Raw genomic sequence first — 22516 nt, 5'->3', positions numbered from 1 at the left:
CATCCGGAGTGATCACGAAGCCATTCACCCTCCATGGAAGATGGGACTCTCCGCATGAAGACAGCATTCAGACGGGGCGGCCTGAGCGCCGCCGTCGGCCTGACACTCGGCCTGGCACTCCTGCCCGCGCAACAAGCGCAAGCAGCGACCTCGGTTCCCTGCAACGACATCCCCGCCCTCAAAGCCGCCATCAACCAGGCGAACACGACCGGAGAGAGCATCACCCTCGCCTCCGGCTGCACCTACACCCTCACGACGCCGGACAACGATGAGAACGGACTCCCGGTCGTCACCGGCAACGTCCGCATCTCCTCCAACGGCGCCACCATCCGCCGCGCCTCGAGCGCCGCCGACGACTTCCGCATCTTCGAAGTGGCAGACGGAGGCAGCCTCACCCTGAACCGGATCAACATCACCGGTGGAAAGGTCGATGAGAATTCGGGCGGCGGGGGCATCCTCAGCAGGGGCCCGCTCACCCTCAACGGCGGCACTGTCAGCAACAACACGGCGGGATTCGGCGGTGGCCTCCGCCACCAGCAGGGCCTGCTCACTCTGAGCCAAGCCATCGTCGAGAACAACCACGCCATCGAGGGTTCAGGCGGCATCCATCTCGCCGGAGGCACGATGGCCATGACGTCCGGGGCATTGCGGAACAACGTCTCCGACGACAACAGCGGCGGCCTCCTGAGCGACCAGGGCACCAGCGCCTCACTCATCGGCACCACCGTCAGCGGCAACACCGCCGTCACCACCGGCGGCGGCCTCGATACCTTCGAGACCGCGCTGCTGCGGATCACCTCCAGCACCATCAGCAACAACAGGGCGGAAACCGGCGGCGGCCTGTACAACGACGACAGCACGGCGGCGCTCAGCACCACGCGAGTCACCTCCAACACCGCGACCGGGGGCCCGGGAAGCGGCGGAGGCATCCGCGAGAACAGCGGTGAGGTCACCCTCGCCGGAGGCTCAGTCACCGGCAACACACCTGAGAACTGCGCCCCGCCCGGCAGCATCCCCGGCTGCACAGGCTGACCACCAAGTCCACGTCACAGCCGAGCGTCTTGCTCTACGGCCGTTCGGCTCCGCGGCGCATGACCTCCGCCCGGCCGTAGATGCCGGGCAAGGGGCCTGCGCCGAGCCGGCCAGACGGGCCGACGCCACCGAAGCGTGGCGTCGGCTCCACTGGCGATCGTTGAAGTGGCCGTTGCGGCCGTCTCGTTGAGGCTGCCTTGCGCTGTGCGGCCTCAGCGGGAGACGGCGGTCACGCGGGATCGGAAGACGGCGGTGCGTGAGGTACTTGGTAGTCGTCTGAACACGGAGCGCGGCGAAGCTCGGCCGTAGCGCCCTCCTCAGCGAGTCAGCCCCCCGGCGCCGACACGTCGATGATCGCGCGGGCGCCGCCGCGTAGCAGTTCGGTGCAGGCGCGGGTGCCCAGGTCGGCGGCGGATTCGGCGGAGGGGGCGCCGAGTTGGGTGTGGGCCGTGTGCCGGCCGTCGGGGGTGAAGACCATGCCGTGGAGGGTGAGCCGGCCGGTGTCGTCCGTGGTGCAGTGGCCTGCGACGGGCGAGTTGCAGTGGCCGTCGAGGCCCTGGAGCATCGAGCGTTCCGCTGTCGCTTCGGCGTGTGTGCGGGGGTCGTCGATGAGGCGCAGCATGGCGAGGACCGCGTCGTCGTCGTGGCGGCAGTGGACGGCCAGTACGCCCGCGCCGACGGCCGGAAGCATCTCCGTGGGCGGGAATTCGTAGCGGATGCGGTGGGTGAGGCCGAGCCGCAGGAGGCCTGCCTTGGCGAGGACCATGGCGTCCGCTTCGAGGCCGTCGCGCAGGCCGTCGAGTTTCTCCAGGCGGGTGCCGACGGCGCCGCGTACTTCCGGGGTGCGCAAGTCGGGCCGCTGGGCGAGGAGTTGGGCTCTGCGCCGTACGGAGCTGGTGGCGACGGCCGCGCCGTGCGGGAGGTCCGCGAGGGAGGCGGCCGTCGAGGCTTCGGGTACGAGGAGCACGTCGAGTGGGTCGGCGCGGGGCGGGGTCGCGGCGAAGACGAGGCCGTCGGGCAGGGGTTGGTCGCCCGGTACGTCCTTGAGGCAGTGGACGGCGACGTCGACTTCGCCCTGCTGGAGGCGCAGGTCGACGTCCTTGACGAACAGGCCCTTGCCGCCGGCCTCGGTGAGGGAGCCGGTCCAGGTGTCGCCGGAGGCGGTGATCGGAACGGTCTGGGTGGCCAGTCCCGGCACGCGGCTGCGCAGCAGGTCCGCGACGTGGCCGGCCTGGACCAGGGCCATGGGCGAACTGCGGGTGCCGATGCGGAGGGTGCGTTCGACGAAGCCGGGGATGTCGGTCACGGCGTCGGGATTCCTCTCGGGGGGTGGATCTCAACGTAGGGCGGACCGGTGTTTCTTGGGATTCATGACGTTGCGTGTCGCAGAGGGCACGTGGGGTGTGGGGTTCGGGATGCGGTGCGGGCCGAACCGGCGCACCCTTTTGCGTATGGTTGCGTCGATCGTCGTGCATCCGCCCGCACCCACGGGCGGGCGCCGTATCACCGCTGACAGGGCCGATGGGGACGAGCTCGGATTCGCCCGCGGGATCGAGGATCTGGTCGGGATACTGCGCCGTGCGGGGCTCGATCCGGATCAGGTGCGTCTCGACGACCCGGTGCTGATCGAATGGCGGGGCGGCAAGGCCGACGTGTGGGAATGAGCGATTCCGGGGCGTTGCGCGGCGGGGGCGGCGCACGCCGTAGGCGGACGCTCGTGCTCCGGGGCGGACTCCGCGGTCGGCCAGGCCCGTTGGGTATCATCGGGCGCCAGATGGTCCCAACGTCTCTCAGAAGGACGAGGTAGCGCGGTGAAGAAGCTTCTCCTGGTCGCACTGGCCGCCATCGGCGGGCTCCTCGTGTACCGCCAGATCCAGGCGGACCGCGCCGAGCAGGATCTGTGGACGGAGGCGACCGACTCCGTGCCCGCAGGTTCGGGTGTGTGAAACCACGACGTTCGCTCAGCGAGGCCCCGTCCGTCAGGTGAATTCCAGGCGGGCGGGGCCTCTTCGTGTGCCGGTGCCTGGTCGGAAGGGCGGGAGCGGTGTGTTCCCTGCGCCGTGAGCGGTCCTCACGGGCGTTGCCGTTCTGTGACGGACCGGACCTTGCAGTGTGCTTAAGCAAAGCAATAGTGTCTCGCGCAAAGAAGGCAGCGGCACATCCGCTTGCGAGGGGGACGGGGGACACATGCGTGCATGGCGAGGCAGCGGCCGAAGGAAGAGTCAGACGGCGGGTCTGCTGGCGGCGGGGGTGCTGTTCGCGCTGACCGCCTCCGCGCCGGCGTCGGCGGCGAAGGATGCGACTGCAACCGTTGCAGACGGCAATGGTTCGATGCTGATGCTGCTGGACTCGTCCGGTTCGATGGCGGACGGCGACGGCGAGGGCGGCACCCGTATCGCCTCGGCACGCAAGGCCGTGGGCACGGTCGTCGACAGCCTGCCGGACGGCTATCCGACCGGCCTGCGGCTCTACGGTTCGCAGCATCAGAAGGGCTGCACGGACACACGGCTCGCCGAGCCCGTACGGCCGCTGGACCGGGGTGCGATCAAGGACGCGGTGGCGAAGGTGCGGCCCAAGGGCGACACCCCCATCGGCTACTCGTTGCAGAAGGCCGCCGACGACCTCCCCGAGACGTCCGGCGAGACGGGGGGCCGCCGCACGATCGTGCTCATCTCCGACGGTGAGGACAACTGCGGGGACCCCGAACCATGCGAGGTCGCCGAGGAGTTGGGCAAGAAGGGCATCGGCCTGCGGATCGACGCGATCGGCTTCAAGGTGCGCGGCAAGGCACGCGAGGAGCTGGAGTGCGTGGCGCGGGCGGGGAACGGCGCGTACTACGACGCTCCCGACGCGGACGCGCTGGCGCGGCAGTTGCAGCGGGCGGGCCGCCTCTCGGTGGACGGCTACCGCCTCAAGGGCAAGAGGATCGAGGGCGGTGCCGAGTCGGGCGAGGCGGCGGCCCTCGGCAGCCGTTCCGGCCAGTATCTGGACAGCATCGGGCCGGGCGAGAAGCGCTGGTACGCGGTGCGCATGGACGGTTCCCGCACCGCGGACTTCGCCGCGACGGCCGTGCCGGAGCCGGGCTCCGCGGTCGGTGAACTCGACGGCCTGCACACCGAGCTGGTCGAACCCGGACCGCCCGCGAGCAGTTGCGACACCAACACCGAGAACTTCGGGCAGAGCGAGGGCGGGGTGCCGCTGGTCTCCGCTGTGAGCCGCATTCCCGGGCGTGACGGCTCGACGGGTCGGTGCGACCGGGGGCCGGGGCGCTATCTGCTGTCGGTGGAACGGGTGGCGGGCCAGAGCTCAGGCTCCGGCTCTGATTCCGCTTCCGGCTCCGGCTCCGCGAGGTGGCCGCTGGAGCTCACGTACACCGTGGAGAAGGGGCTGAAGAAGGGCACGACACCTGCCGGTTCCGAACCCGAATTCGGCGAAGGCGGCAAGGACGCCAGGCTGCCGCAGGGCAGCGGGAAGAAGGCACACGGGGGCACCGGCTTCAACGACGCCGCCAGGATCGGCAAGGGCGTATGGCGGGACAAGGTGCTGCCGTCGCAGACACTGTGGTACCGGGTGCCGGTCGGCTGGGGCCAACAGCTCCGCTACGACGTGGAGTTCAGCAACGAGCCGACCGCCGACGAGTACGGCTCGGAGTACTCCTTCAGCCGTGCCGACACCTACTCACCGCACCGGCAGATCATTCCCGGCGGCATCTCAGAGTTCACCACCAAGACGCTGTACAACGGGCGTCCGGGCAAGGTCTCCGGAGGCACGGTCCCGGTGTCCTGGACCAACCGCTTCGAGAGCGCGACGCATGTGGTGCCCGTGCACACCGACGGCGACTACTACATCGCGGTCACGCTGGGCGCCGGCGCCTCGCGCATCGCGGAGAATCCCGACATCGGCGTGACGCTGCGCGTCGATGTGAAGGGCCGGGCAAGGACCGGGCCGCAGCACGGCGCCCCGGCAGCGAAGACGTCACCGGCGGACGCGGTCTCCTCCGACGGCAAGGACGGCGGCGGAGACGGCGCCGCCGCGCACGGTGCAGGATGGAGCGGCCCGCTGCTCGTCGCGGCGGTGGCAGGCGGGACAGGTCTGCTGCTGCTGGCCGGGCTCGCCTGGTGGTTCGTAGCGTCACGTCGCGGCGCGGCAACGCCCGCAGGCGGACCCGGAGTCCACGGGACCGGCGCCGGAGCCGGACCCGGAGGCGGGCCCGCCCCCGGAGGCGGCGACGGCGGGGCGGACATGGATGCGAGGAGGGGGAGCGCGTGGTGACGCGTCACAAGGAGCCGGTCTCCGGCGGGAGTTACGGGCCGAGGACGAGCGCGCGACCGGGAACGGATACGACCTCGCGACCGGGAACGGGCACGGGAGAGCGGGCAGGCGCGCGGCGGGCCGTCGCCAAGCCGGTGGCGGCGGCGGGCGCGGCACTGTGCGTGCTGGCGGCGCTGCCGGGTCAGGCGGTGGCGGTACCGGCCGACGACGCCAAGAACGTACCGGCGTACCGCATCGACGAGGACGCCAAGAAGATCAAGGGCACGGCAGGCAGCGGAGACGGGCCCAGGATCGAGCCGGGCACGTACACCGACACCATCGGCCGCGGCGAGAAGCGCTACTACCGCGTGGACTTGGACGCGAAGTCGAGCGCGTTCATATCCGCGGTGGCAGCGCCCAGGCCGGGAGCGCGGGTGGAAGGCGTCGGCGAGGGCCTGAAGATCGAGCTGACCAACGTCGACGGCAGCGCGTGCAACGGCTCGACGCAGCCGCAGTTCGCCGCCGAGGGCGAGGCGTATCCGATCGCGGACTACGCGACCCGGATCATGGGCGCCAACGACGAGTGCCAGAAGGCCGGTCCGTATCTCTTCTCCGTCGAACGTGAGAGTCCCGCGACCTCGGACCCGGCCCGCTGGCCGCTGGAGATCCGCTACATGTCGGAACCCGGCCTGAAGGGCGGGCCCGGCGCGGTGCCGTCCGCCCCCGGCGACGGCACCGGTTCCGCTGAGGAGACGCCCGCACCCGTCACCGCGGGCGACAGCAGGAAGGCACACGGCGGCAACGGGTTCAGCGACGCCGGGGCCCTCTCCGAGGGCGTGTGGAAGGACCGCGTCCGCCCCGGCGAGACACGCTTCTACCGAGTGCCGGTCGACTGGGGGCAGCGTCTCAACTCCGCGGTGGAGCTGGGCAGTGCGGCCTCTCCGGGCGAGTATCCGCCGACGATCTACGACGGGCTGGGGGTCACGGCGTACAACCCGGCCAGGGGCCAGTTCGACGGTGCGTCCTTCGTGCCGTACTCGGCGGACAAGTCGGCGCAGGCGGGCGTCTACACGCCGCCCGTGCAATTCGGCAGCCGCTTCTCCTTCTCAGGCAACGAGCCGTGTGTGGCGGGCTGGCACTATCTGGCGGTCTGGGTCTCCCCGCAGCTCGCGAAGTACTTCAAGTCGACGGCGCCGCTGACCCTGCGCATCGACGTCATCGGCAAGGCCGGGAAGGGGCCCCGGTACGCGGGGGACGCCGGGGCGGCCGGATTCGGCGTGGACGAGGACGACAGGGAGCAGGCGGAGAAAGGGCAGAGCGCGGCGGACGCGGAACGCAGCGGCACTCTGCGCACCGTCGCCTACGCGGGCATCGGCACGGGCGTGCTGCTGATCCTCGCCCTTGCGGTGTGGACGCTGACCGCGCGACGCCGTGCGGCAGCCGGAGCCGTGCCGTCAGCCGGGGGACCCGTCGTCACCGGTGGTCTGCCGGGGCAGAGCGGTGGGGCGGGCGGAGCGCAGTCGGGAACGGTGCCGCTCTGGCCGCAGCAGTCACCACAGCAGCAACCGCCGGGGCCGGGACAGGTGCCGGCGCACGGTCAGCACGGCCTGCCTCAGTCACCGGGCCTGCCTCAGTCACCGGGCCAGGGCCAGACGTAGGGACAGCCGGACGTAGCGGCGCCGGACACAGGGACAGCCGGACACAGCGGCAGGGGCCGCCGTCGGTCTAAGGTGCGCGGCCGTCCCGAGTGCCGTGGCGGAACGCCCGGTTCAGGAGACGGCCAGCGCCCAGATCCCTACGGTCAGGCACACCAGCGCGACGATCAGGACCGGGACCGCGACCTTCGGGGGCGGTCCCGGTCTGCGTATGGGCGCCGTCGCGGAGGGCGCCGCGCCCGCGGGCCGACCGTAGGGGCCGGTCGGCTGGGGCGGCGCAGCGTAAGCCGCGGGCGAGTGCACGGGTGCGGAGGCGGGCGGGACGGGCGCCATGGGAGCCGCGTCCGCAGTCGCGGGGCTCGGGCTCGGCGCCGGGGTCGGAGTGGGAGTCGGCGGGGTGCTCGGCTGCTCGGGGGCGCCGAACGCGCCCTGCGGCGGGGCCAGATGGAAGCTGCCCGTGGGCGAAGGGGCCGCCGCGGGTGCCTGCCCAGGAGCCGCAGAGCCCGCCGAACTGCTTGCCGAACCGGCCGCTCCGCCGCTCGCCGAACCGCCCGCCAGCGGGCCGTCGGGCCCGAACCCCTCGGGCAGCGGCCCGAGGTGGTCGAACACCTCGACGGTCTCCTGCTCGGCGGTGGCGTCGGGAGCGAGCATCTCCGCCGCCCCGGCCAGCGCCTTGCGTGCGCCCGTCGCCGTACGGAACCGCTGCTGCGGATCGGGCTGGAGGAGCTGCCCCAGCACCTGCCACAGCGGCTCGGGTACGCGCTCCGGTGCCGGGGGCACGCCCTGTTCGTAGCGGGCCACCATCTCGAGCGAGTCGGGCTTCTGCCCGGTCAGCAGGTAGAGCGCGACGAGGCCCACGGCGAACAGGTCGGCGGGGAAGTCCGGCTCGGCGCCCATCAGTTGCTCGGGAGCGAAGTAACCCGGCGTGCCCACCACGAAGTTGGTCTCGGTGAGCCGCGGCTCGCCCTTGCGCATGGAGATCCCGAAGTCCGACAGGCGCAGATGGGGACGCCCCCTGCCGGTGGGTTCCAGAAGGATGTTGGCGGGCTTGATGTCGCGGTGCACCACGTCCTCGGCGTGCACGGCGGTCAGGCCCGCGAGGAGCTGGTCGAGCAGGGTGCACACGAAGGTCGGGGGCAACGGCCCGTAGTCGCCGATGAGATGGGACAGCGACCCCCCGCCGACGAGGTCCATGGTGAAGAGGACCTTGTCGTCGTCGGCGGCCCAGCTCGCCGGTGCCAGCACATGTGGATGGTCGATGCGCAGGGCCTGTTCGCGCACGAAGCGCAGCAGCGAATGGGCATCGCTCTGCTGGAGCACCTTCGCGGCGACGTAGCGTCTGCGGCGCCGGTCCCAGGCGCGCCACACGGCGCCCACGCCTCCGCGCCCGATCGGGTCCGCCAGTTCGTACCGCCCGGCGAAGACCTCACCCATGACGCTGTCCCCCTGTGCCTGTGCTTCTGCCTCTGCTCTTGCGGCCCATCGAACGCCGCTCTCCGTACGCCCAGTGCTGCTCAGCGGCTCCGCTGCCCGGCGACGTCACGGCCCAAGCGATGTCACAGCCCGGCAGTTCAGCGGTTCAGCGGCTCAACTGCCGCCCGGTGGCTGCTTCCTGCCGCGTCGGCCGTGCCTGCTCCCGCTGTCGCCGCCCGTGCCGCTCGCGTCAGCTCTGATGCGACTCGTAGTGCTTCACGGCGTCCGCGGTGCGCCCCGCCCCGTAGACCCGGAGGAACTCTGCCAGCTCCGGGTGCGTGGACGCGAGCGCCGAGGACGCGTCCAGGATGTCCGCCGCGTCGGAGACGGAACGCAGCAGCGCCTGGATCTCACGTACCACCCGCTTCACCGGGGTCTGCGACGCCGTGCCCGAAGAGGCCGTCTGCGCCTGGCTGTTGAGGACGCTGCCGCCCGCGCTGCGGCGCACCTCCTCCATGCGCTGCGTCGCGTCGGCCGCGCTGACCTCCCCCCTGGCCACCTCCGCCGCAAGCTCTTGCAGGGCCTGCACCCGCTGTACGACGGCGGGGTTGCCGATCTTCGCGCGCTGTCCGCTCATGAGCTGGGACAGCATGGGCGCGGAGAGGCCCAGCACGGTCGCCAGCCGCGCCTGATTCAGGCCGAGATCGTCGATGAGCCGGCGGAAGAGGGTCCCCAGCGGCTCGCCGTACCACTGACTTTGCAGCTCACGCGCCTTGGCGGTGCTTTCCTGCTGTGCTGCGTCCATCACGTCTCCCCTGGACTCCCCTGGCACTTCGCTGACGCGAACTTGCCGTGCATCCTACGGAGGGTCGCCGACAGCGGGCGATACCCGGTCGGAATTGGCTGCGGGGAGCCGGTACTCTTGTGCGCAGCGGGGCCTTAGCTCAGTTGGTAGAGCGCTGTCTTTGCATGGCAGATGTCAGGGGTTCGACTCCCCTAGGCTCCACGAGTGCGAGGGCGACCGTCCGCGGAGGCGCGGAGGGTTCGCCCTCGCCGCGTTTCCAGGGGCTTCGCCGGGCGGTGGCTCCAAGGCGTGGTCGCCGGGGCTGCCCGCACCGCTGCCCGCACGCCCGGCCCAGGGCGGTCGTTCGGGCCCATCAGGCCGTCGCCGCATGGACGTTGTGCGTGCCGGGGCCGACCGTCGCGGCGCCCGGCCGGTCCCGTACGAGCCCGCCCGTACAATCCTTGCCCGTACGACTCCGGCCCGTAGGCGTCCAGTCCGTGACTGCCCGACCCGTACGAGCCCCCGACCCGTACGAGCCCCGGCCGTACGAGCCCCACCCGTACGGAATACGCCCGGAATACGACAGGCGCCGTACGGCCCTTGCCCCGCCCGGAACGCGGTGCGAAGGCCCGCCCTGCTCTTCACCAGCGCGAAGAACCCCACCGCCACGGCGCTCTCGGCGCTGCTCCGCGACCTCGACGCCGCTGCCCGTACGGCATGGCCCCGAGGGCGCGACCCCGACGCCGCGGCCCCGAAGCCACCCGCGCAACCGTCACCGCCCCCGGGCACGCAGAAAGCGGTCCGCGCCCTGGGAGAGATCCACCAGCGGCGGCGGATAGTCCAGCCGGGCCCGTTCCCGCTCGGGCAGCGTCCAGGGCCGGTGCACGGCCGGGCCCTCGACGGCGGCGAGTTCGGGCAGCCAGCGGCGTACGTACTCGCCTCGCGGGTCGAACCGCCGTGCCTGGGTGAGCGGGTTGAGCACGCGGTTCGGCCGGGTGTCGTTGCCGGTGCCCGCGACCCACTGCCAGTTGAGCTGGTTGTTGACGATGTCGCCGTCCACGAGCAGGTCGAGGAAGTGGCGGGCGCCGACCCTCCAGTCCGTGTAGAGCGTCTTGGTGAGGAAGCTCGCCGTCAGCAGCCGCGCCCTGTTGTGCATCCAGCCCTCGTGGAGGAGTTGCCGCATCGCCGCGTCGACGAGGGGATAGCCGGTGCGGCCGTCCCGCCAGGCGGTGATCTCCCGCTCGTCGTGGCGCCAACTGTCGCCGCGCGGGCGGTAGTCCTCCCACGAGGCGCGGGGCCTGGCCGCCAGGACCTGGTGGTGGAAGTCACGCCAGGCGAGCTGCCGCACGAAGGCTTCCGCCCCCTCGCCGCCGGTCTTCCTCGCGCGGTGGACGAGTTCCACGGCCGAGAGCGTGCCGAAGTGCAGATGCGGCGAGAGCCGCGACGTGGCGTCCCCCGCCAGGTCGTCGGCCCGCTCCGCGTACTCGCCCATCGACTTCTTGCGCCACGCGTCGAAGCGTGCGCGGCCCTCGCTCTCGCCTCCGGCCGCGACCCCCGGCGACACCCCCTTCACATCGGCCCGCGACGGCACCGGCTCCGAGCGGACGTTCCCGGGCACCCGTACGGAACGCGGCGTCCCCAGCACCGGCCGCAGCCTCTCCGCGGACCAGCGCCGGAAGTACGGCGTGAAGACCGCGAAGTGGTCGCGGCTCTGCGGCGTCAACCGGCCCGGCGGCTGCGCCGTGACGACCGCGTCGTGTACGTACAACTCCCGGCCGTCCGCCTCCAGCAGGCGCCGCAGCCTCACCTCGCGGCGCTGCGAGTAGCCGCTGACGCCGCCTGCCACATGGACCTGCCGTGCGCCGCACTCCGCCGCCGTCTCGCACGCCACGGCGGCCACGTCACCGGTGCGCAGCACGAGACGCCCGCCCCGCCGGCGCAGCTCCCGGTCGAGCCCGTTGAGGCAGTCCATGAGGAAGGCCCGCCGGTTCGGTACGTCGAAACCCGCCGCGCTGATGCCCGTATCGAGGACGAACAGCGGCACCACCTCGTACGCGCAGTCGAGCGCGGCGCGCAGCACCGGATTGTCGCGGACCCGCAGATCAGAGGTGAACAGGGCGACGGAGACGCTCATCGGACTCGTCCTTCCTACGGCTTCCGGTGCACGGGCGGGCGTCGGCCGGAAACCCGCGCGGGGCGTCGCCGGCGGCCCGTCCGTGACAGCTCACCACGCAGGAAGCGCTCAGCCTCGGCGGCGCAGCGCGCCCGGCCACCACACCGCCGGACCGATGTCACGCGCGAGTGCGGGAACCAGCAGCGAGCGGACGACGAGCGTGTCCAGCAGCACCCCGAACGCGACGATGAAGGCGATCTGCACCAGGAAGGACAGCGGAATGACCGCCAGCGCCGCGAAGGTCGCCGCGAGCACCACGCCCGCCGAGGTGATCACCCCGCCCGTAGTGGTCAGGCCCCTGCGGATTCCCGCGCGGGTGCCGTGCGTCAGCGCCTCTTCGCGTACGCGCGTGAGCAGGAAGATGTTGTAGTCCACGCCCAGCGCCACGAGGAAGACGAATCCGTAGAGCGGCACCGAGGCGTCCGTACCCGTGAAGCCGAAGACGTGGGGGAAGACGAGAGCGGAGATCCCGAGCGTGGCGAGGTAGTTGAGGGCGACCGTCGCCACCAGCAGCACCGGTACGAACAGCGCCCTCAGCAGCACCGCCAGGATCGCGAGGATGATCAGCAGTACGACGGGCACGATGAGCGCGCGGTCGTCCTCCGCGGTCGTCTGGATGTCGTGCTGCTGCGCGGTGTAGCCGCCGACGAGCGCGTCCGCTCCCGGGACGCCGTGCACCCGCGAACGCAGCCTCTCCACCGTCTCCTTGGCCTCGTCGCTGGAGGCGCCGCCCTTGAGAGTGGCGTCGATGAGTACGCGTCCGTCGGCTACGAGCGGTTCGCCCTGCCCGGGGCGTCCCGACCGTGTGACGGGCGCGGCCGAAGCGACGCCTTCGGTCTGCTCGGCGGCACGTACGACGGCGCGCGTGCGTCCGGCGTCGGCGACGATGACGGCCGGGTTGCCGGAGCCGCCGGGGAAGTGCTCGCCGAGGGTGCGCTGTGCGGCGACGGAGGGGACGTCGTCCACGAAGATCTCGTCGGTGGGGACGCCCGACGAGTCGAGCTGCGGTGAGAACGCGGCACACGCGGTCAGCGCCACGAGCGTGGTCGCCCAGACGCGGCGCGGAGTGCGGTCGACGCGGTCGGCGACACGGGCCCACAGGCTGTTCATGGGCGCGGCGGTCGCGGCCCGGTCTCCGTCGGGGCTCTTGCCCTCCGGCGGTTCGCTTCCGGCGTCCTCCTCGTCGGCATCCCCGTCTTCGGCTGCCCCGTCTCGGGCGGGGTCGCGTTCGCCGGTCGCCGGGCCGTCCGGTTCGGGCCGCGCGGGCCAGTACGCGGCGCGGCCCACGAGTACGAGCGCCGCCGGGAGGAACGTCAGCGTGCTGATGACGGCGCAGACGATGCCGATGGCGCCGACCGGACCCAGCGCGCGGTTGTTCGTCAGATCGCTCAGCAGCAGCGCGATCACGCCGAGCGCGACGGTCGCGGCGCTGGCGGTGATCGCACCGGAGGAGCGGCGCAGCGCCGAGCGCATCGCCCCGAACCGGTCGCCGTGTACGGCGAGTTCCTCGCGGAAGCGGGCGGAGAGCAGCAGCGCGTAGTCGGTGGCGGCGCCGATGACGAGGATCGAGAGGATGCCCTGGACCTGCCCGTCGACCCGTACGACGTCCTCCTTCGCCAGCTCGTACACCACCGCACAGGCGAGGGACAGCGCGAAGACGGCGCCGAGAATGACGATCAGCGGCAGCAGGACGCTGCGGTAGACCAGCAGCAGGATCAGCAGCACGACGACGAGAGCGACCACGAGCAGGATGCCGTCGATGCCGGAGAAGGCGTCGCTCAGATCGGCCTGCGTCGCCGCCGGTCCCGCGATCTGCGCCTTCGTACCCTCGACGCGGCTCGCGGCGTCACGCACGTCGTCGAGCACGCCCGGCAGCGCGTGTCCCAGATCCCCGCGGAGCTGGACAGCTCCCTGGAGGGCGAGGCGGTCGTCCGCGGTCACGGCGGGAGAGGGCCTGCCGACGATGCCCTTGCCGCCGGTCAGCGAGGCGAGGGCGCGGGTCGCGGCCTCGCGCTGCTGCCGGTCGACCTTGCCCTCGCGCACCGTCCATACGACGACCGCGGTCGTGGTGTCGGCCTCCTGGAAGGACTTCTGTGCGTCCATGGCCCGCGTGGACTCGGCGCTGCGCGGCAGGAAGGAGGACTGGTCGTTGGTGGCTACGTCGCTGAGCTTCCCGGCGTAAGGGCCGAGCAGACCGCCGAGCACGAGCCATACGACGAGCAGCAGGGCCGGTGTGATCCAGCGGGTGAGGTGCTGAAGGCGCCGGGAGGGCCGGGGGCGCTGAGGGGACGGCATCTGAGGTTCCTCGCGGGCGTGGCCGGAGCCGGTGGACGACAGACCGGTGCGTGACGGGCCGGTGCGCGGTCGGCGAGTGCTGCGCTCCGGACACGGGCAGCGGCCGAGGCTCCGGACGGGACATCGGAACCGGCACCGGTGAGGTCGCACCGCGCTCGGCGGTGTGTGAAGCGGGTGAACTGAACTTCGAGCCTACGCAGTCGAGTTCGGGCCGCCGGCGTCCGCCCCCGCCTCCGCGCTCGGACCCCCGGAGCATGGTCGCCCGGCCCCTGCGACGAAACGGGCCGGCGGACATCCGTGATGCCCGCCGGCCCATGGCCGCCTCCGGCCGTGAATGTCCGCTCCGCCCCGCCCGTCCCCGGCGTGCGCCGGTGAACTCTCCTAGCGCCCGTGCTTCTTGGCCCTCGCCTCGGCTTCCTTGGCCTCCTTCGCCTTGGCCTCGACCTCGGGGTCGAGCTGGCCGTCACCGGCCCGGCGTTCGGCCGCGGCCGCGCCGCCCACCGACGACAGCGGTGCACGGTCGCCGACCTCCGTGGCCTCCGGCGGCTCGACGAGCCAGTCGGGGTTGGCCTGCTTGTCCCACCAGCGCCAGGCGGCGTACGCGCCTCCGGCCAGCAGGCCCAGCAGGCCCAGCCGCCTGGCCAGACGGCCCCTGCGGGCACGCTTGTCCCGCTTGCGCATGAGCTTCTCGACCTCCTTCGCCGAGATCTGCCCTCGCAGGGCGGCGAACGCGGCGGCACCGCGCGACGCGGCCTCGTCCCGCACCGGCCCCGAGGCGCTGCGGGCTTCCGCGACGGCGTTCTCCACGCGCGGTGCGGCGTAGTCGGCCGCCTTGCGCGCGGCCTTGCGGGTGCGTTTGGCGGCCTTGGCCGCCGCCTTGTCGAGTTCGGGCGGAAGGCTCTTGCGTGCCTTGGCGATACGGGGCACGACAAGCTGGTCGTACCCGTCGCGAGCCGAGGTACGGGCCTGCCGCGCGGCGTGCGAGACCTTCGGTCCCAGCCGCGCTCCCGCCTCGTGCGCGTACTGCACTGCGGCGTCCCTGGCGGACCCTGCGTAGGGTGCCACGACCTCCGCTGCGTGCCGCACGCTTTCCCTGGTGTTCCCGGTCGCGGCGCGCACGGTGTCCCTGCGGGTCACGGGTACCTCCTCCTCGGTGGCATGTCACGGGCTGGTCGGTCCTCCCCCGGACACAGTGTCGTTTTCCACCCGTTTCGAAGATCATGCCTGGCTGCGTCCACTCAAGCGCGCTGTGCGGGGGCATCCGGGTCACCGCCGCGTACTCCGGGCCGACCCGGTCCGTGGGAGGATCGGACGGGTCAACGCAGACAGATGGAAGGTAGATCGTGGCCGAGCAGCTCTACGCCACCCTGAAGACCAATCACGGCGACATCGAGGTACAGCTCTTCCCGAACCATGCGCCGAAGACGGTCAAGAACTTCGTCGAGCTCGCAGAGGGCTCGCGTGAATGGACCCACCCGGAGACCGGCAAGAAGACGCACGACCGGCTTTACGACGGCACCGTCTTCCACCGCGTCATCAGCGGATTCATGATCCAGGGCGGTGACCCGCTGGGCAACGGAACGGGCGGCCCGGGTTACGAGTTCGGGGACGAGATCCACCCGGACCTGGCCTTCAACAAGCCGTACCTGCTGGCGATGGCGAACGCCGGGCCCGGCACGAACGGTTCGCAGTTCTTCGTCACCGTCGGGGCCACCGCCTGGCTGACCGGTAAGCACACCATCTTCGGCGAGGTGACGGACGCCGCCTCCCAGAAGGTCGTCGACGCGATCGCGGGAGTGCAGACGAACCCGCGCACCGACCGGCCCCTTCAGGACGTCGTCCTGGAGTCGGTCACGATCGAGCGCCGCTGACGCGTCGCCCGGCGCGCAGGGACTGTGCGGCGCCTGAGAGCCGCGTAAGGACCGCGCGCCGCGGAGGAGGCGCGAACGGGCCGTGTGCCGGGAACCGTTCCGCCCCGCCCGACCGTAGGAGAAGGCGGGGGCGGAACGGTTCCGCTTCGCAGGACACTTCAGAAGAGGCCGCACGGAGACGGCACGAGACCGCGCGAGGGGGAGGGAAGGGCCGTGGAGGACCAGCACCGTACGGAGCCCCGGGTGACGTACTGCTACCGGCATCCGGAACGGGAGACCGGCATAAGCTGCGTCCGCTGCGAACGCCCCATATGTCCTGAGTGCATGGTCCCGGCGTCCGTCGGCTTCCAGTGCCCGGAGTGCGTGAAGGACGGATCGGGCACCGGGCACCCGCCGGGGGCCGCCGCGCCGCGCACGATAGCGGGCGGTGTGATCGCCGCCGACCGCCGCCTCGTCACCAAGATCCTTCTCGGTGTCAACGTGGCGGTCTTCGTCGCCGTGCTCATCGCGGGCGACCGGCTCGTCGACGATCTGCTGCTCTTCGGCCAGGCCGTCACCGAACCGTACGGACCGGTCGAAGGCGTCGCGCAAGGCCAGTGGTACCGGCTGCTGACCTCGATGTTCCTGCACCAGGAGGTCTGGCACATCGCGATGAACATGCTGGGCCTGTGGTTCCTGGGTCCGCCGCTGGAGGCAGCGCTCGGACGGCTGCGCTACAGCGCGCTCTATCTGCTCTCCGGGCTCGGCGGCAGCGCGCTGACCTTCCTCGTCTCCGCCCCGGGACAGGCGTCGCTCGGCGCCTCCGGCGCGATCTTCGGGCTGTTCGGCGCCACGGCCGTGCTGATGCGCCGCATGAACTACGACATGCGGCCGATCCTCATCCTGCTCGGCATCAACCTCGTCTTCACCTTCACCTGGCAGGGCATCTCCTGGCAGGCGCACATCGGCGGTCTCGCCGTCGGCGCGCTCATCGCCTACGCGATGGTGCACGCCCCGCGTAAGAACCGGCGGCTGGTGCAGTACGGATCGTGCGCGGCGATGCTGCTGCTGATCGTGGCGGCGTGCGTCGTACGCACGCTTCAGCTCGTGCCCTGAGCGGGCCGGACGTGACCGGAACTCTGACCGGCGTGCGGGCCTGCTCCGCGCAGGGCGCTGATCCGCTTCTCGCCGACCGTTGACGACCGGCCCTGACCGGGGCTTTCGCCCTGTTGTCCACAGCGAGTTCCGGATCTTGTGCACCGCGTACGGAACGGCTGTCCAGAGTCGCTCACAGGTCCGTTTTCCCTGGACAGCAGGGGGGACGGGAGAGGGGTGACCGGGATGACCGATAGGACGGGCGTCAACTCACGCAGGGTTATCCACAGATCTTGTGAAAGTTATCCAGCCCTGTGGATCAGGCTGTGGATAACTTTGGGCGCGGGCAGGCTCAGCAGCGGTTACGTCGCTGCCGTACCGCGCGGCACCGCCCCCGGACCCTGCCGGAGCGGTGCCGTAGCCGATGCCGGGGGAGGCGCAGGAGCGTGCCTACCGGGGAACCTCCCGGGCGCCGCCGGGTGCTGCTCTCACTGAACGGGCGGCTACTTCCACTGAGTGGAGACGACGAACCCCGCCGCGATGAAGCCGAAGCCGACCACGATGTTCCAACTGCCGAGCGTCTCGACGGGCAGCTTGCTCTGGGTCACGTAGAACAGCACGATCCACGCCAGACCGATGAGGAACAGCGCAAGCATCAGCGGCGCGACCCACCTGCCGCCCGTACCACCGAGGCTGATCTCGGTCGCCTTCTTCTCCGGAGGCGGAGTGAAGTCTTCCTTTTTGCGGATCCGTGACTTCGGCACGAGAGTCTCTCCTGTCGACGGCTTCCCTTACCGCGATGGGGCCCCCCGGAACGTCGACCGAGGGGGATGTGACGCTGTGGTGGTCCGTTAGCGTAGTGCTTCCCCGCGGTGGAGGGAGACGAGGGTAGTGACCAGATTGCGAATCCGTCCCGCACGGCTGGCCACCCTGGGGGTCTTCGCCCTCGCCGGTCTCATCTTCTGGATCAGTTTCAACACCGCACATGGTACCGATCTGCGTACCGACTCCTCGATGCTCCGGCTGTCCGACCTCATCCAGGAACGCAGCCGCAAGAACGCCGAACTCGACGCCTCCGCCGCAGCGGTACGCGGCCAGGTCGACCGCCTCGCACGGCGCGACAGCGGAAGCAGCGACGAGGAGAACCGCAGACTGGAGGGCCTGGAGAAGGACGCCGGCACCAAGAAGGTTGCCGGAGCGGGACTTTCCGTGACCCTCGACGACGCACCGCCCAACGCCACCGCGCAGATCCCCGGAGTCCCCGAGCCGCAGGCCAACGACCTCGTCATCCACCAGCAGGACCTGCAAGCCGTCGTCAACGCCCTGTGGAAGGGCGGCGCCGAGGGCATCAAGATCATGGATCAGCGGCTGATCTCGACGAGCGCCGTGCGATGCGTCGGCAACACCCTCATCCTCCAGGGGCGCGTCTACTCACCGCCGTACAAGGTGACCGCCGTCGGCGACCAGGAGTCGCTCCAGAAGGCGCTCGACAGTTCGCCCGCGATCCAGAACTACCTCCAGTACGTCGACGCGTACGACCTCGGGTGGAAGGTCGACGAGCGCAAGTCCGTGACCCTGCCCGGCTATTCGGGCACAGTCGACCTGCACTACGCGAAGCCGGCCGGGTGAAGCGGGCCCTGGCTCGCGGTCTCTTGCCCGACTGGGCCACTTCGCCACCGCGCGGGCCCGTACTCTGGTGGGCGCGCCCTGAAGGCGGGATACGACGGTGAGGGAACGGTAGGGAAGGGACGGCACGCTGGGATGTACGGCTGGATCTGGCGGCATCTGCCCGGCAACACATGGGTGCGGGCACTGTGCTCGCTCGTGCTCGCGCTCGGAGTCGTTTTTCTGCTGTTTCAGTACGTCTTCCCCTGGGCGGAGCCGCTGCTCCCCTTCAACGACGTGACCGTCGACGGCGGTGGAAGCTGATGGGCGCCGCCCGCATCCTCGTCGTCGACAACTACGACAGCTTCGTCTTCAACCTCGTGCAGTACCTGTACCAGTTGGGTGCCGAGTGCGAGGTCGTACGCAACGACGAGACCGAACTGCGCCACGCGGACGACGGGTTCGACGGCGTGCTGCTCTCTCCCCCGGGCCCGGAACGCCCGAACAGGCCGGTGTGTGCGTCGAGATGGTGCGGCACTGCGCGGCGAGCGGCGTGCCCGTCTTCGGCGTCTGCCTCGGAATGCAGTCGATGGCCGTCGCCTACGGCGGCGTGGTGGGGCGCGCGCCCGAGCTGCTGCACGGCAAGACCTCGCCGGTCTCGCACTCCGGGGCGGGTGTGTTCGCGGGACTGCCCTCGCCGTTCACGGCCACGCGCTACCACTCCCTCGGCGTCGCCGACGACGGCGTCCCCCCGGCCCTGGAGGTCACGGCACGTACCGACAGCGGCCTGGTGATGGGGCTGCGCCACCGTGAACTGCCCGTCGAGGGCGTGCAGTTCCACCCCGAGTCCGTGCTGACGCAGTGGGGTCATCCGATGCTCGCCAACTGGCTTGCCGAGTGCGGCGACGCGGGCGCCGTCGAGCGCGCCGCCGGGCTGTCCGGGGTGCGGGTCGCCGCTGCCGCTGCCGGGGGCACGGCCGCGGGGGGCAGGTGACGGGAATGCCCCCCGAGGGGGACGACGCCTACGGACGGCCCTACGGCGATCCTTACGGGAACGCGTACGGCGATCCTTACGGCGAGCGGGACGAGGACGATCCGTACAGTCCGCGGGGCTCCGGCGGGAGTTGGCCGCAAGGCACGTACGGAGAGTACGGGCAGGGCGCGGACTACGGGCAGGGCGAGGACTTCCAGCGCGCGGTCGACGCGCTTCAGGACCCGCTGAGCGATCCGCTTCCGGGGCAGGGCACGGGGGGCGGCGCCGGTCGGAACGAGCGTGCGGCGAGCGGGAGTTACGAGCAGCAGGGGGCTCACGGGCGGCACCGAGGGCAGCAGGGGTACGACCCGGGCTACGGGCAGCCGCAGCCACAGCAGTCACCGCAGCCACAGCAGGGACGGCAGTCAGCCTCGCAGGAGGGCTATCAGGCGCAGCCGTACGAGGGTCCGGGCTTCGGCAGCCAGGGCTACGCGGGCCAGGGTTACAGCGCGCAGGGATACCTGACTCAGGGCCGCGAGGCCCAGGGGTACGAGGCCCAGGGGTACGCCGGGCCGGGCCGTCAGGACGCGGAGTACCCGGCGCGGGACTTCCCGGCGCAGCAGTCCCCGGGGCGGGGCTACTCGTCGCAGGGATACGGGGCGGAGACATACGAGCCGGAGACATACGAGGGCTGGGGGCGGCAGGGCCGGCAGGAGCAGGACGGCGGCCTCTCGCCCTGGTTCCGTCCGCACCGTGAGCCGGCCGCCGGTACGAGTGCCGGAACGGGTTCCGGAGCGGGTGCGGGCACGGGTCTCGGTACGGTGTCCGGCGCCGGCGCCGGATCGGGACCGGCGGCAACGCCCGGAGCCGGAGCGGGAGTTGGGTCCGGGGCCGGACCGATGGCCGGACCGGGGGCGGGGACGGCGCCTGGACCGGGAGCGCGCACGCCTCCGCGCGAGGCGCCCGGCGGGCGTCACGGCTCCGGGCAGGGCGCTTCGGCCTCGCCGCGGCAGGAGTACGGCGCCGGGCGCCAAGTCCCCTACAGCGGCGGCCAGTCGGGCGGGCAGCCAGCCGGTCCGACAGCCGGGCAGGCGGGCAGCCGGTCCGAGGGGCCGCAGCAGTGGCAGGCCGCGGCGGGCACGGCCGCCGGGCCGCCCGTCACCGGGCAGCGGCGTGCGCCCTCCCCCTGGAACCGCGGCGCCGCCGCCCCCGCAGCTCGGCCCCAGACCCAGCCCCAGACCCAGCCCCAGACCCCCGGGGCAGACACACCGCAGCACGGTGCGCGGCCTGGTGCGCAGTCCCGGTCGCAGCCACAGGCGCCGCAGACCGACGGGCCGCGCGCAGGACAGCGCCGTCGCAGTGCACCGCTCTCCGAGACCGCGGCCATGCCCGTCGTGGACGAGTCCGCCGTCGCACCGCACGCCGCCGACACGGACGCCCCGGCGGCGGGTTCCCGTACCGACTCCCGTATGGACCCCCGCACTGGCTCCCGTACCGGCCGTGAAGTCTCGTCCTCCCCCTCAACCGGGCGCTCGCCCACGGCAGTTGAAGGCGACGACGACAAGACGAACACGAGCACCGTCGGTCTCGTCCGGCCGGGTTCGGGGGAGTTCGGCGGGCGCGCCGCGCGGCGTCGTGCGGCGCAGCGCCGCGGCAAGGGCGGCAGCCCGCAGCAGCCCGCCCGTACCGCCGGGACCCGGCTTGAGGCCAGGCGTGCCGAGCGTGCCCGCCGAGAGGGGCCCGCGATCATCGCGAGCCGTTTCCTGGGCGAGGTGTTCATATCGGCAGGCGTGCTGATGCTGCTCTTCGTCGCCTACCAGCTCTGGTGGACGAACGTACTCGCCGGGCAGGAGGCCGGTGGTGCGGCGCAGTCCCTCCAGGACCAGTGGAAGGGCGGGGGCGGAAAGGGTAAGTCCGGCCTGGACCCGGAGCGCAGGGCGGACGACTTCGCGCCCGGCGAGGGCTTCGCGATCCTCTACCTGCCCAAGCTGGACGTCAGGGTCCCCATCGCCCAGGGGGTCTCCAAGCCGAGGGTGCTCGACAAGGGTCTCGTCGGGCACTACGACAAGCAGCCGTTCAAGACGGCGATGCCGTGGGACAAGAAGGGCAACTTCGCACTGGCCGGCCACCGCAACACCCATGGTGAGCCGTTCCGTTACATCAACCGCCTGGTCGCGGGCGACGACATCGTCGTGGAGACCGCGACGAAGTTCTACACGTACAAGATGGCCAACCGGCTGCCGTCCACATCCCCCGCCAACACCAGTGTGATCGAGCCCGTTCCGCAGGGTTCCGGTTTCCGAAAGCCGGGCCGCTACGTCACGTTGACCACGTGCACGCCCGAATTCACGTCGAAATACCGGCTCATCGTCTGGGGCAAAATGGTCGAGGAGCGTCCGCGCAGCAAGGGCAAACCGGACGCTCTGGTCGAGTAGGGGACGGCAGAAACGGGGCGGGACAGCGGTGTCACAGACCGAACACGACAGGGGCGGGGGGCCCGGCGGCGCCGAGTCGTCCTCCCCGCAGCCTCATCCGGCGTCCCGGCGCGGACGCCGCGCACGCCGTCGCCGTCTCTCCGCCGTTGTCGGCTTCGCCGGTGAACTCCTCATCACCGCGGGCGTGGTGCTCGCGCTCTTCGTCGTCTACTCGCTGTGGTGGACGAACGTGCTGGCCGAGCGGGACTCCAAGCGCGCGGGCGACAAGGTCCGTGAGAGCTGGCTGCGCGACCGCACTCCGGGCGCCCTCGACACCAAGGACGGCATCGGCTTTCTCCATGTGCCGTCGATGTCGCCGGACGATGTGCTGGTGATGAAGGGCACCGACGCGAAGGAGCTGAACAAGGGAGCGGCGGGGTACTACACGAAGCCGGTCCGCTCGGCGATGCCGCAGGACCAGTCGGGCAACTTCGCCCTGGCCGCCCACCGCGACGGGCACGGCGCGAAGTTCCACAGGATCGACAAGATCGAGAAGGGCGACGCGATCGTCTTCGAGACGAAGAACACGTGGTTCGTCTACAAGGTCTTCTCGATCCTGCCGCGTACGTCGAAGTACAACGTGGACGTGCTCGATCCGGTGCCCGAGGGCTCCGGCAAGAAGACCGACGGTCGCTACATCACGCTGACGACGTGCACGCCGGTCTTCACCTCCAAGTACCGGTACGTGGTGTGGGGGGAGCTGGAGCGCACGGTGGACGTGGACGCGGACCGTACGCCGCCGGAGGAACTGCGCTGACGGACGGGCAGTCAACTGCGGCTGCGCACACATGAGTTGAGAGGCCCCTGAGTCGAGATGCCCTGAGTCGAGAAGACGGGCGGCCTCCGCCGCGCCCCACATCCGTACTGACACCCGTACGCACGCGACATCCGTACACGCACGACATCCGTACACACA

Annotated in this window: 18 protein-coding genes, 1 tRNA gene and 1 pseudogene; 13 read left to right on the top strand and 7 right to left on the bottom strand. The window is 71.3% G+C overall.

The features are described 5' to 3' along the window. Positions 1-54 precede the first annotated feature (54 nt). Entirely contained in the window at positions 55-1032 is a 978-nt protein-coding gene (locus MMA15_RS13720) for a carbohydrate-binding domain-containing protein (protein WP_241059849.1), read from the top strand. A 325-nt stretch (positions 1033-1357) separates the two neighbouring features. Here MMA15_RS13720 and hemC read toward each other — a convergent pair whose 3' ends face one another. Then, positions 1358-2329 (bottom strand): hydroxymethylbilane synthase, encoded by a 972-nt coding sequence (gene hemC / locus MMA15_RS13715; RefSeq protein ID WP_372498341.1) that lies wholly within the window; start codon positions 2327-2329, stop codon positions 1358-1360. 154 nt (positions 2330-2483) lie between these two features. Between hemC and MMA15_RS13710 the strand changes: the two genes are divergently transcribed. The 4 genes from MMA15_RS13710 (at position 2484) to MMA15_RS13695 (ending at position 6941) form a co-directional block, all read left to right on the top strand. Next, complete coding sequence (locus MMA15_RS13710) at positions 2484-2696, top strand: hypothetical protein (RefSeq protein ID WP_241059845.1); 213 nt, start codon at positions 2484-2486, stop codon at positions 2694-2696. 147 nt (positions 2697-2843) lie between these two features. Beyond that, the gene (locus MMA15_RS13705; protein ID WP_003958712.1) at positions 2844-2978 is read left to right on the top strand and encodes a DLW-39 family protein; all 135 of its coding nucleotides are present in this window, start codon (positions 2844-2846) and stop codon (positions 2976-2978) included. A gap of 241 nt (positions 2979-3219) precedes the next feature. Then, positions 3220-5304 (top strand): vWA domain-containing protein, encoded by a 2085-nt coding sequence (locus MMA15_RS13700; protein ID WP_241059843.1) that lies wholly within the window; start codon positions 3220-3222, stop codon positions 5302-5304. Further along, on the top strand, positions 5298-6941 hold the full coding sequence (locus MMA15_RS13695; protein WP_241059841.1) for a hypothetical protein: 1644 nt from the start codon (positions 5298-5300) through the stop codon (positions 6939-6941). Before MMA15_RS13700 ends, MMA15_RS13695 begins: the two co-directional genes overlap by 7 nt. Before the next feature lie 111 nt (positions 6942-7052). On the opposite strand, the gene MMA15_RS13690 is transcribed toward MMA15_RS13695, so the two are convergent. After that, positions 7053-8372, bottom strand: coding sequence for a serine/threonine-protein kinase (locus tag MMA15_RS13690; RefSeq protein ID WP_241059840.1), 1320 nt, complete (start codon positions 8370-8372; stop codon positions 7053-7055). A gap of 229 nt (positions 8373-8601) precedes the next feature. Next, positions 8602-9156 (bottom strand): helix-turn-helix domain-containing protein, encoded by a 555-nt coding sequence (locus MMA15_RS13685; protein WP_241059839.1) that lies wholly within the window; start codon positions 9154-9156, stop codon positions 8602-8604. Positions 9157-9284: 128 nt separating this feature from the next. Between MMA15_RS13685 and MMA15_RS13680 the strand changes: the two genes are divergently transcribed. Further along, positions 9285-9357, top strand: a tRNA-Ala gene (locus tag MMA15_RS13680). Positions 9358-9907: 550 nt separating this feature from the next. On the opposite strand, the gene MMA15_RS13675 is transcribed toward MMA15_RS13680, so the two are convergent. The 3 genes from MMA15_RS13675 to MMA15_RS13665 all read right to left on the bottom strand — a co-directional run bounded on the left by MMA15_RS13675 (position 9908) and on the right by MMA15_RS13665 (position 14740). Beyond that, complete coding sequence (locus tag MMA15_RS13675; RefSeq protein WP_241059837.1) at positions 9908-11269, bottom strand: cryptochrome/photolyase family protein; 1362 nt, start codon at positions 11267-11269, stop codon at positions 9908-9910. A gap of 108 nt (positions 11270-11377) precedes the next feature. Further along, the gene (locus MMA15_RS13670; RefSeq protein ID WP_241059835.1) at positions 11378-13603 is read right to left on the bottom strand and encodes an MMPL family transporter; all 2226 of its coding nucleotides are present in this window, start codon (positions 13601-13603) and stop codon (positions 11378-11380) included. A gap of 381 nt (positions 13604-13984) precedes the next feature. Beyond that, on the bottom strand, positions 13985-14740 hold the full coding sequence (locus MMA15_RS13665) for a DUF5324 family protein (protein WP_241059833.1): 756 nt from the start codon (positions 14738-14740) through the stop codon (positions 13985-13987). A gap of 206 nt (positions 14741-14946) precedes the next feature. Here MMA15_RS13665 and MMA15_RS13660 point away from each other — a divergent pair, with 206 nt between their 5' ends. Beyond that, the gene (locus tag MMA15_RS13660; protein ID WP_241059831.1) at positions 14947-15474 is read left to right on the top strand and encodes a peptidylprolyl isomerase; all 528 of its coding nucleotides are present in this window, start codon (positions 14947-14949) and stop codon (positions 15472-15474) included. 213 nt (positions 15475-15687) lie between these two features. Beyond that, complete coding sequence (locus MMA15_RS13655; RefSeq protein WP_241059829.1) at positions 15688-16569, top strand: rhomboid family intramembrane serine protease; 882 nt, start codon at positions 15688-15690, stop codon at positions 16567-16569. A gap of 482 nt (positions 16570-17051) precedes the next feature. On the opposite strand, the gene crgA is transcribed toward MMA15_RS13655, so the two are convergent. Then, a complete protein-coding gene (gene crgA / locus MMA15_RS13650; protein WP_241059827.1) occupies positions 17052-17312 on the bottom strand; it encodes a cell division protein CrgA in 261 nt (86 codons plus the stop codon). A gap of 127 nt (positions 17313-17439) precedes the next feature. Between crgA and MMA15_RS13645 the strand changes: the two genes are divergently transcribed. The 5 genes and pseudogenes from MMA15_RS13645 to MMA15_RS13625 all read left to right on the top strand — a co-directional run bounded on the left by MMA15_RS13645 (position 17440) and on the right by MMA15_RS13625 (position 22357). Continuing rightward, a complete protein-coding gene (locus MMA15_RS13645) occupies positions 17440-18177 on the top strand; it encodes a DUF881 domain-containing protein (RefSeq protein ID WP_241059825.1) in 738 nt (245 codons plus the stop codon). Between the two features lie 132 nt (positions 18178-18309). Next, positions 18310-18477: a hypothetical protein gene (locus MMA15_RS13640; RefSeq protein WP_171904167.1), complete on the top strand. Its 168-nt coding sequence runs from the start codon at positions 18310-18312 to the stop codon at positions 18475-18477. Further along, positions 18477-19147: pseudogene (locus MMA15_RS13635) on the top strand (aminodeoxychorismate/anthranilate synthase component II). The gene MMA15_RS13640 and the pseudogene MMA15_RS13635 overlap by 1 nt, the downstream one beginning before the upstream one ends. Positions 19148-19152: 5 nt before the next feature. Next, positions 19153-21561: a class E sortase gene (locus tag MMA15_RS27900; protein WP_277400227.1), complete on the top strand. Its 2409-nt coding sequence runs from the start codon at positions 19153-19155 to the stop codon at positions 21559-21561. Positions 21562-21589: 28 nt separating this feature from the next. Further along, positions 21590-22357, top strand: coding sequence for a class E sortase (locus MMA15_RS13625; RefSeq protein ID WP_308290539.1), 768 nt, complete (start codon positions 21590-21592; stop codon positions 22355-22357). The last annotated feature ends 159 nt before the right edge of the window (positions 22358-22516 follow it).

Origin of the sequence: Streptomyces marispadix, assembly GCF_022524345.1 — a bacterium.
Classification (GTDB): domain Bacteria; phylum Actinomycetota; class Actinomycetes; order Streptomycetales; family Streptomycetaceae; genus Streptomyces; species Streptomyces marispadix.
This window is presented reverse-complemented; position numbering and strand designations above follow the sequence as displayed.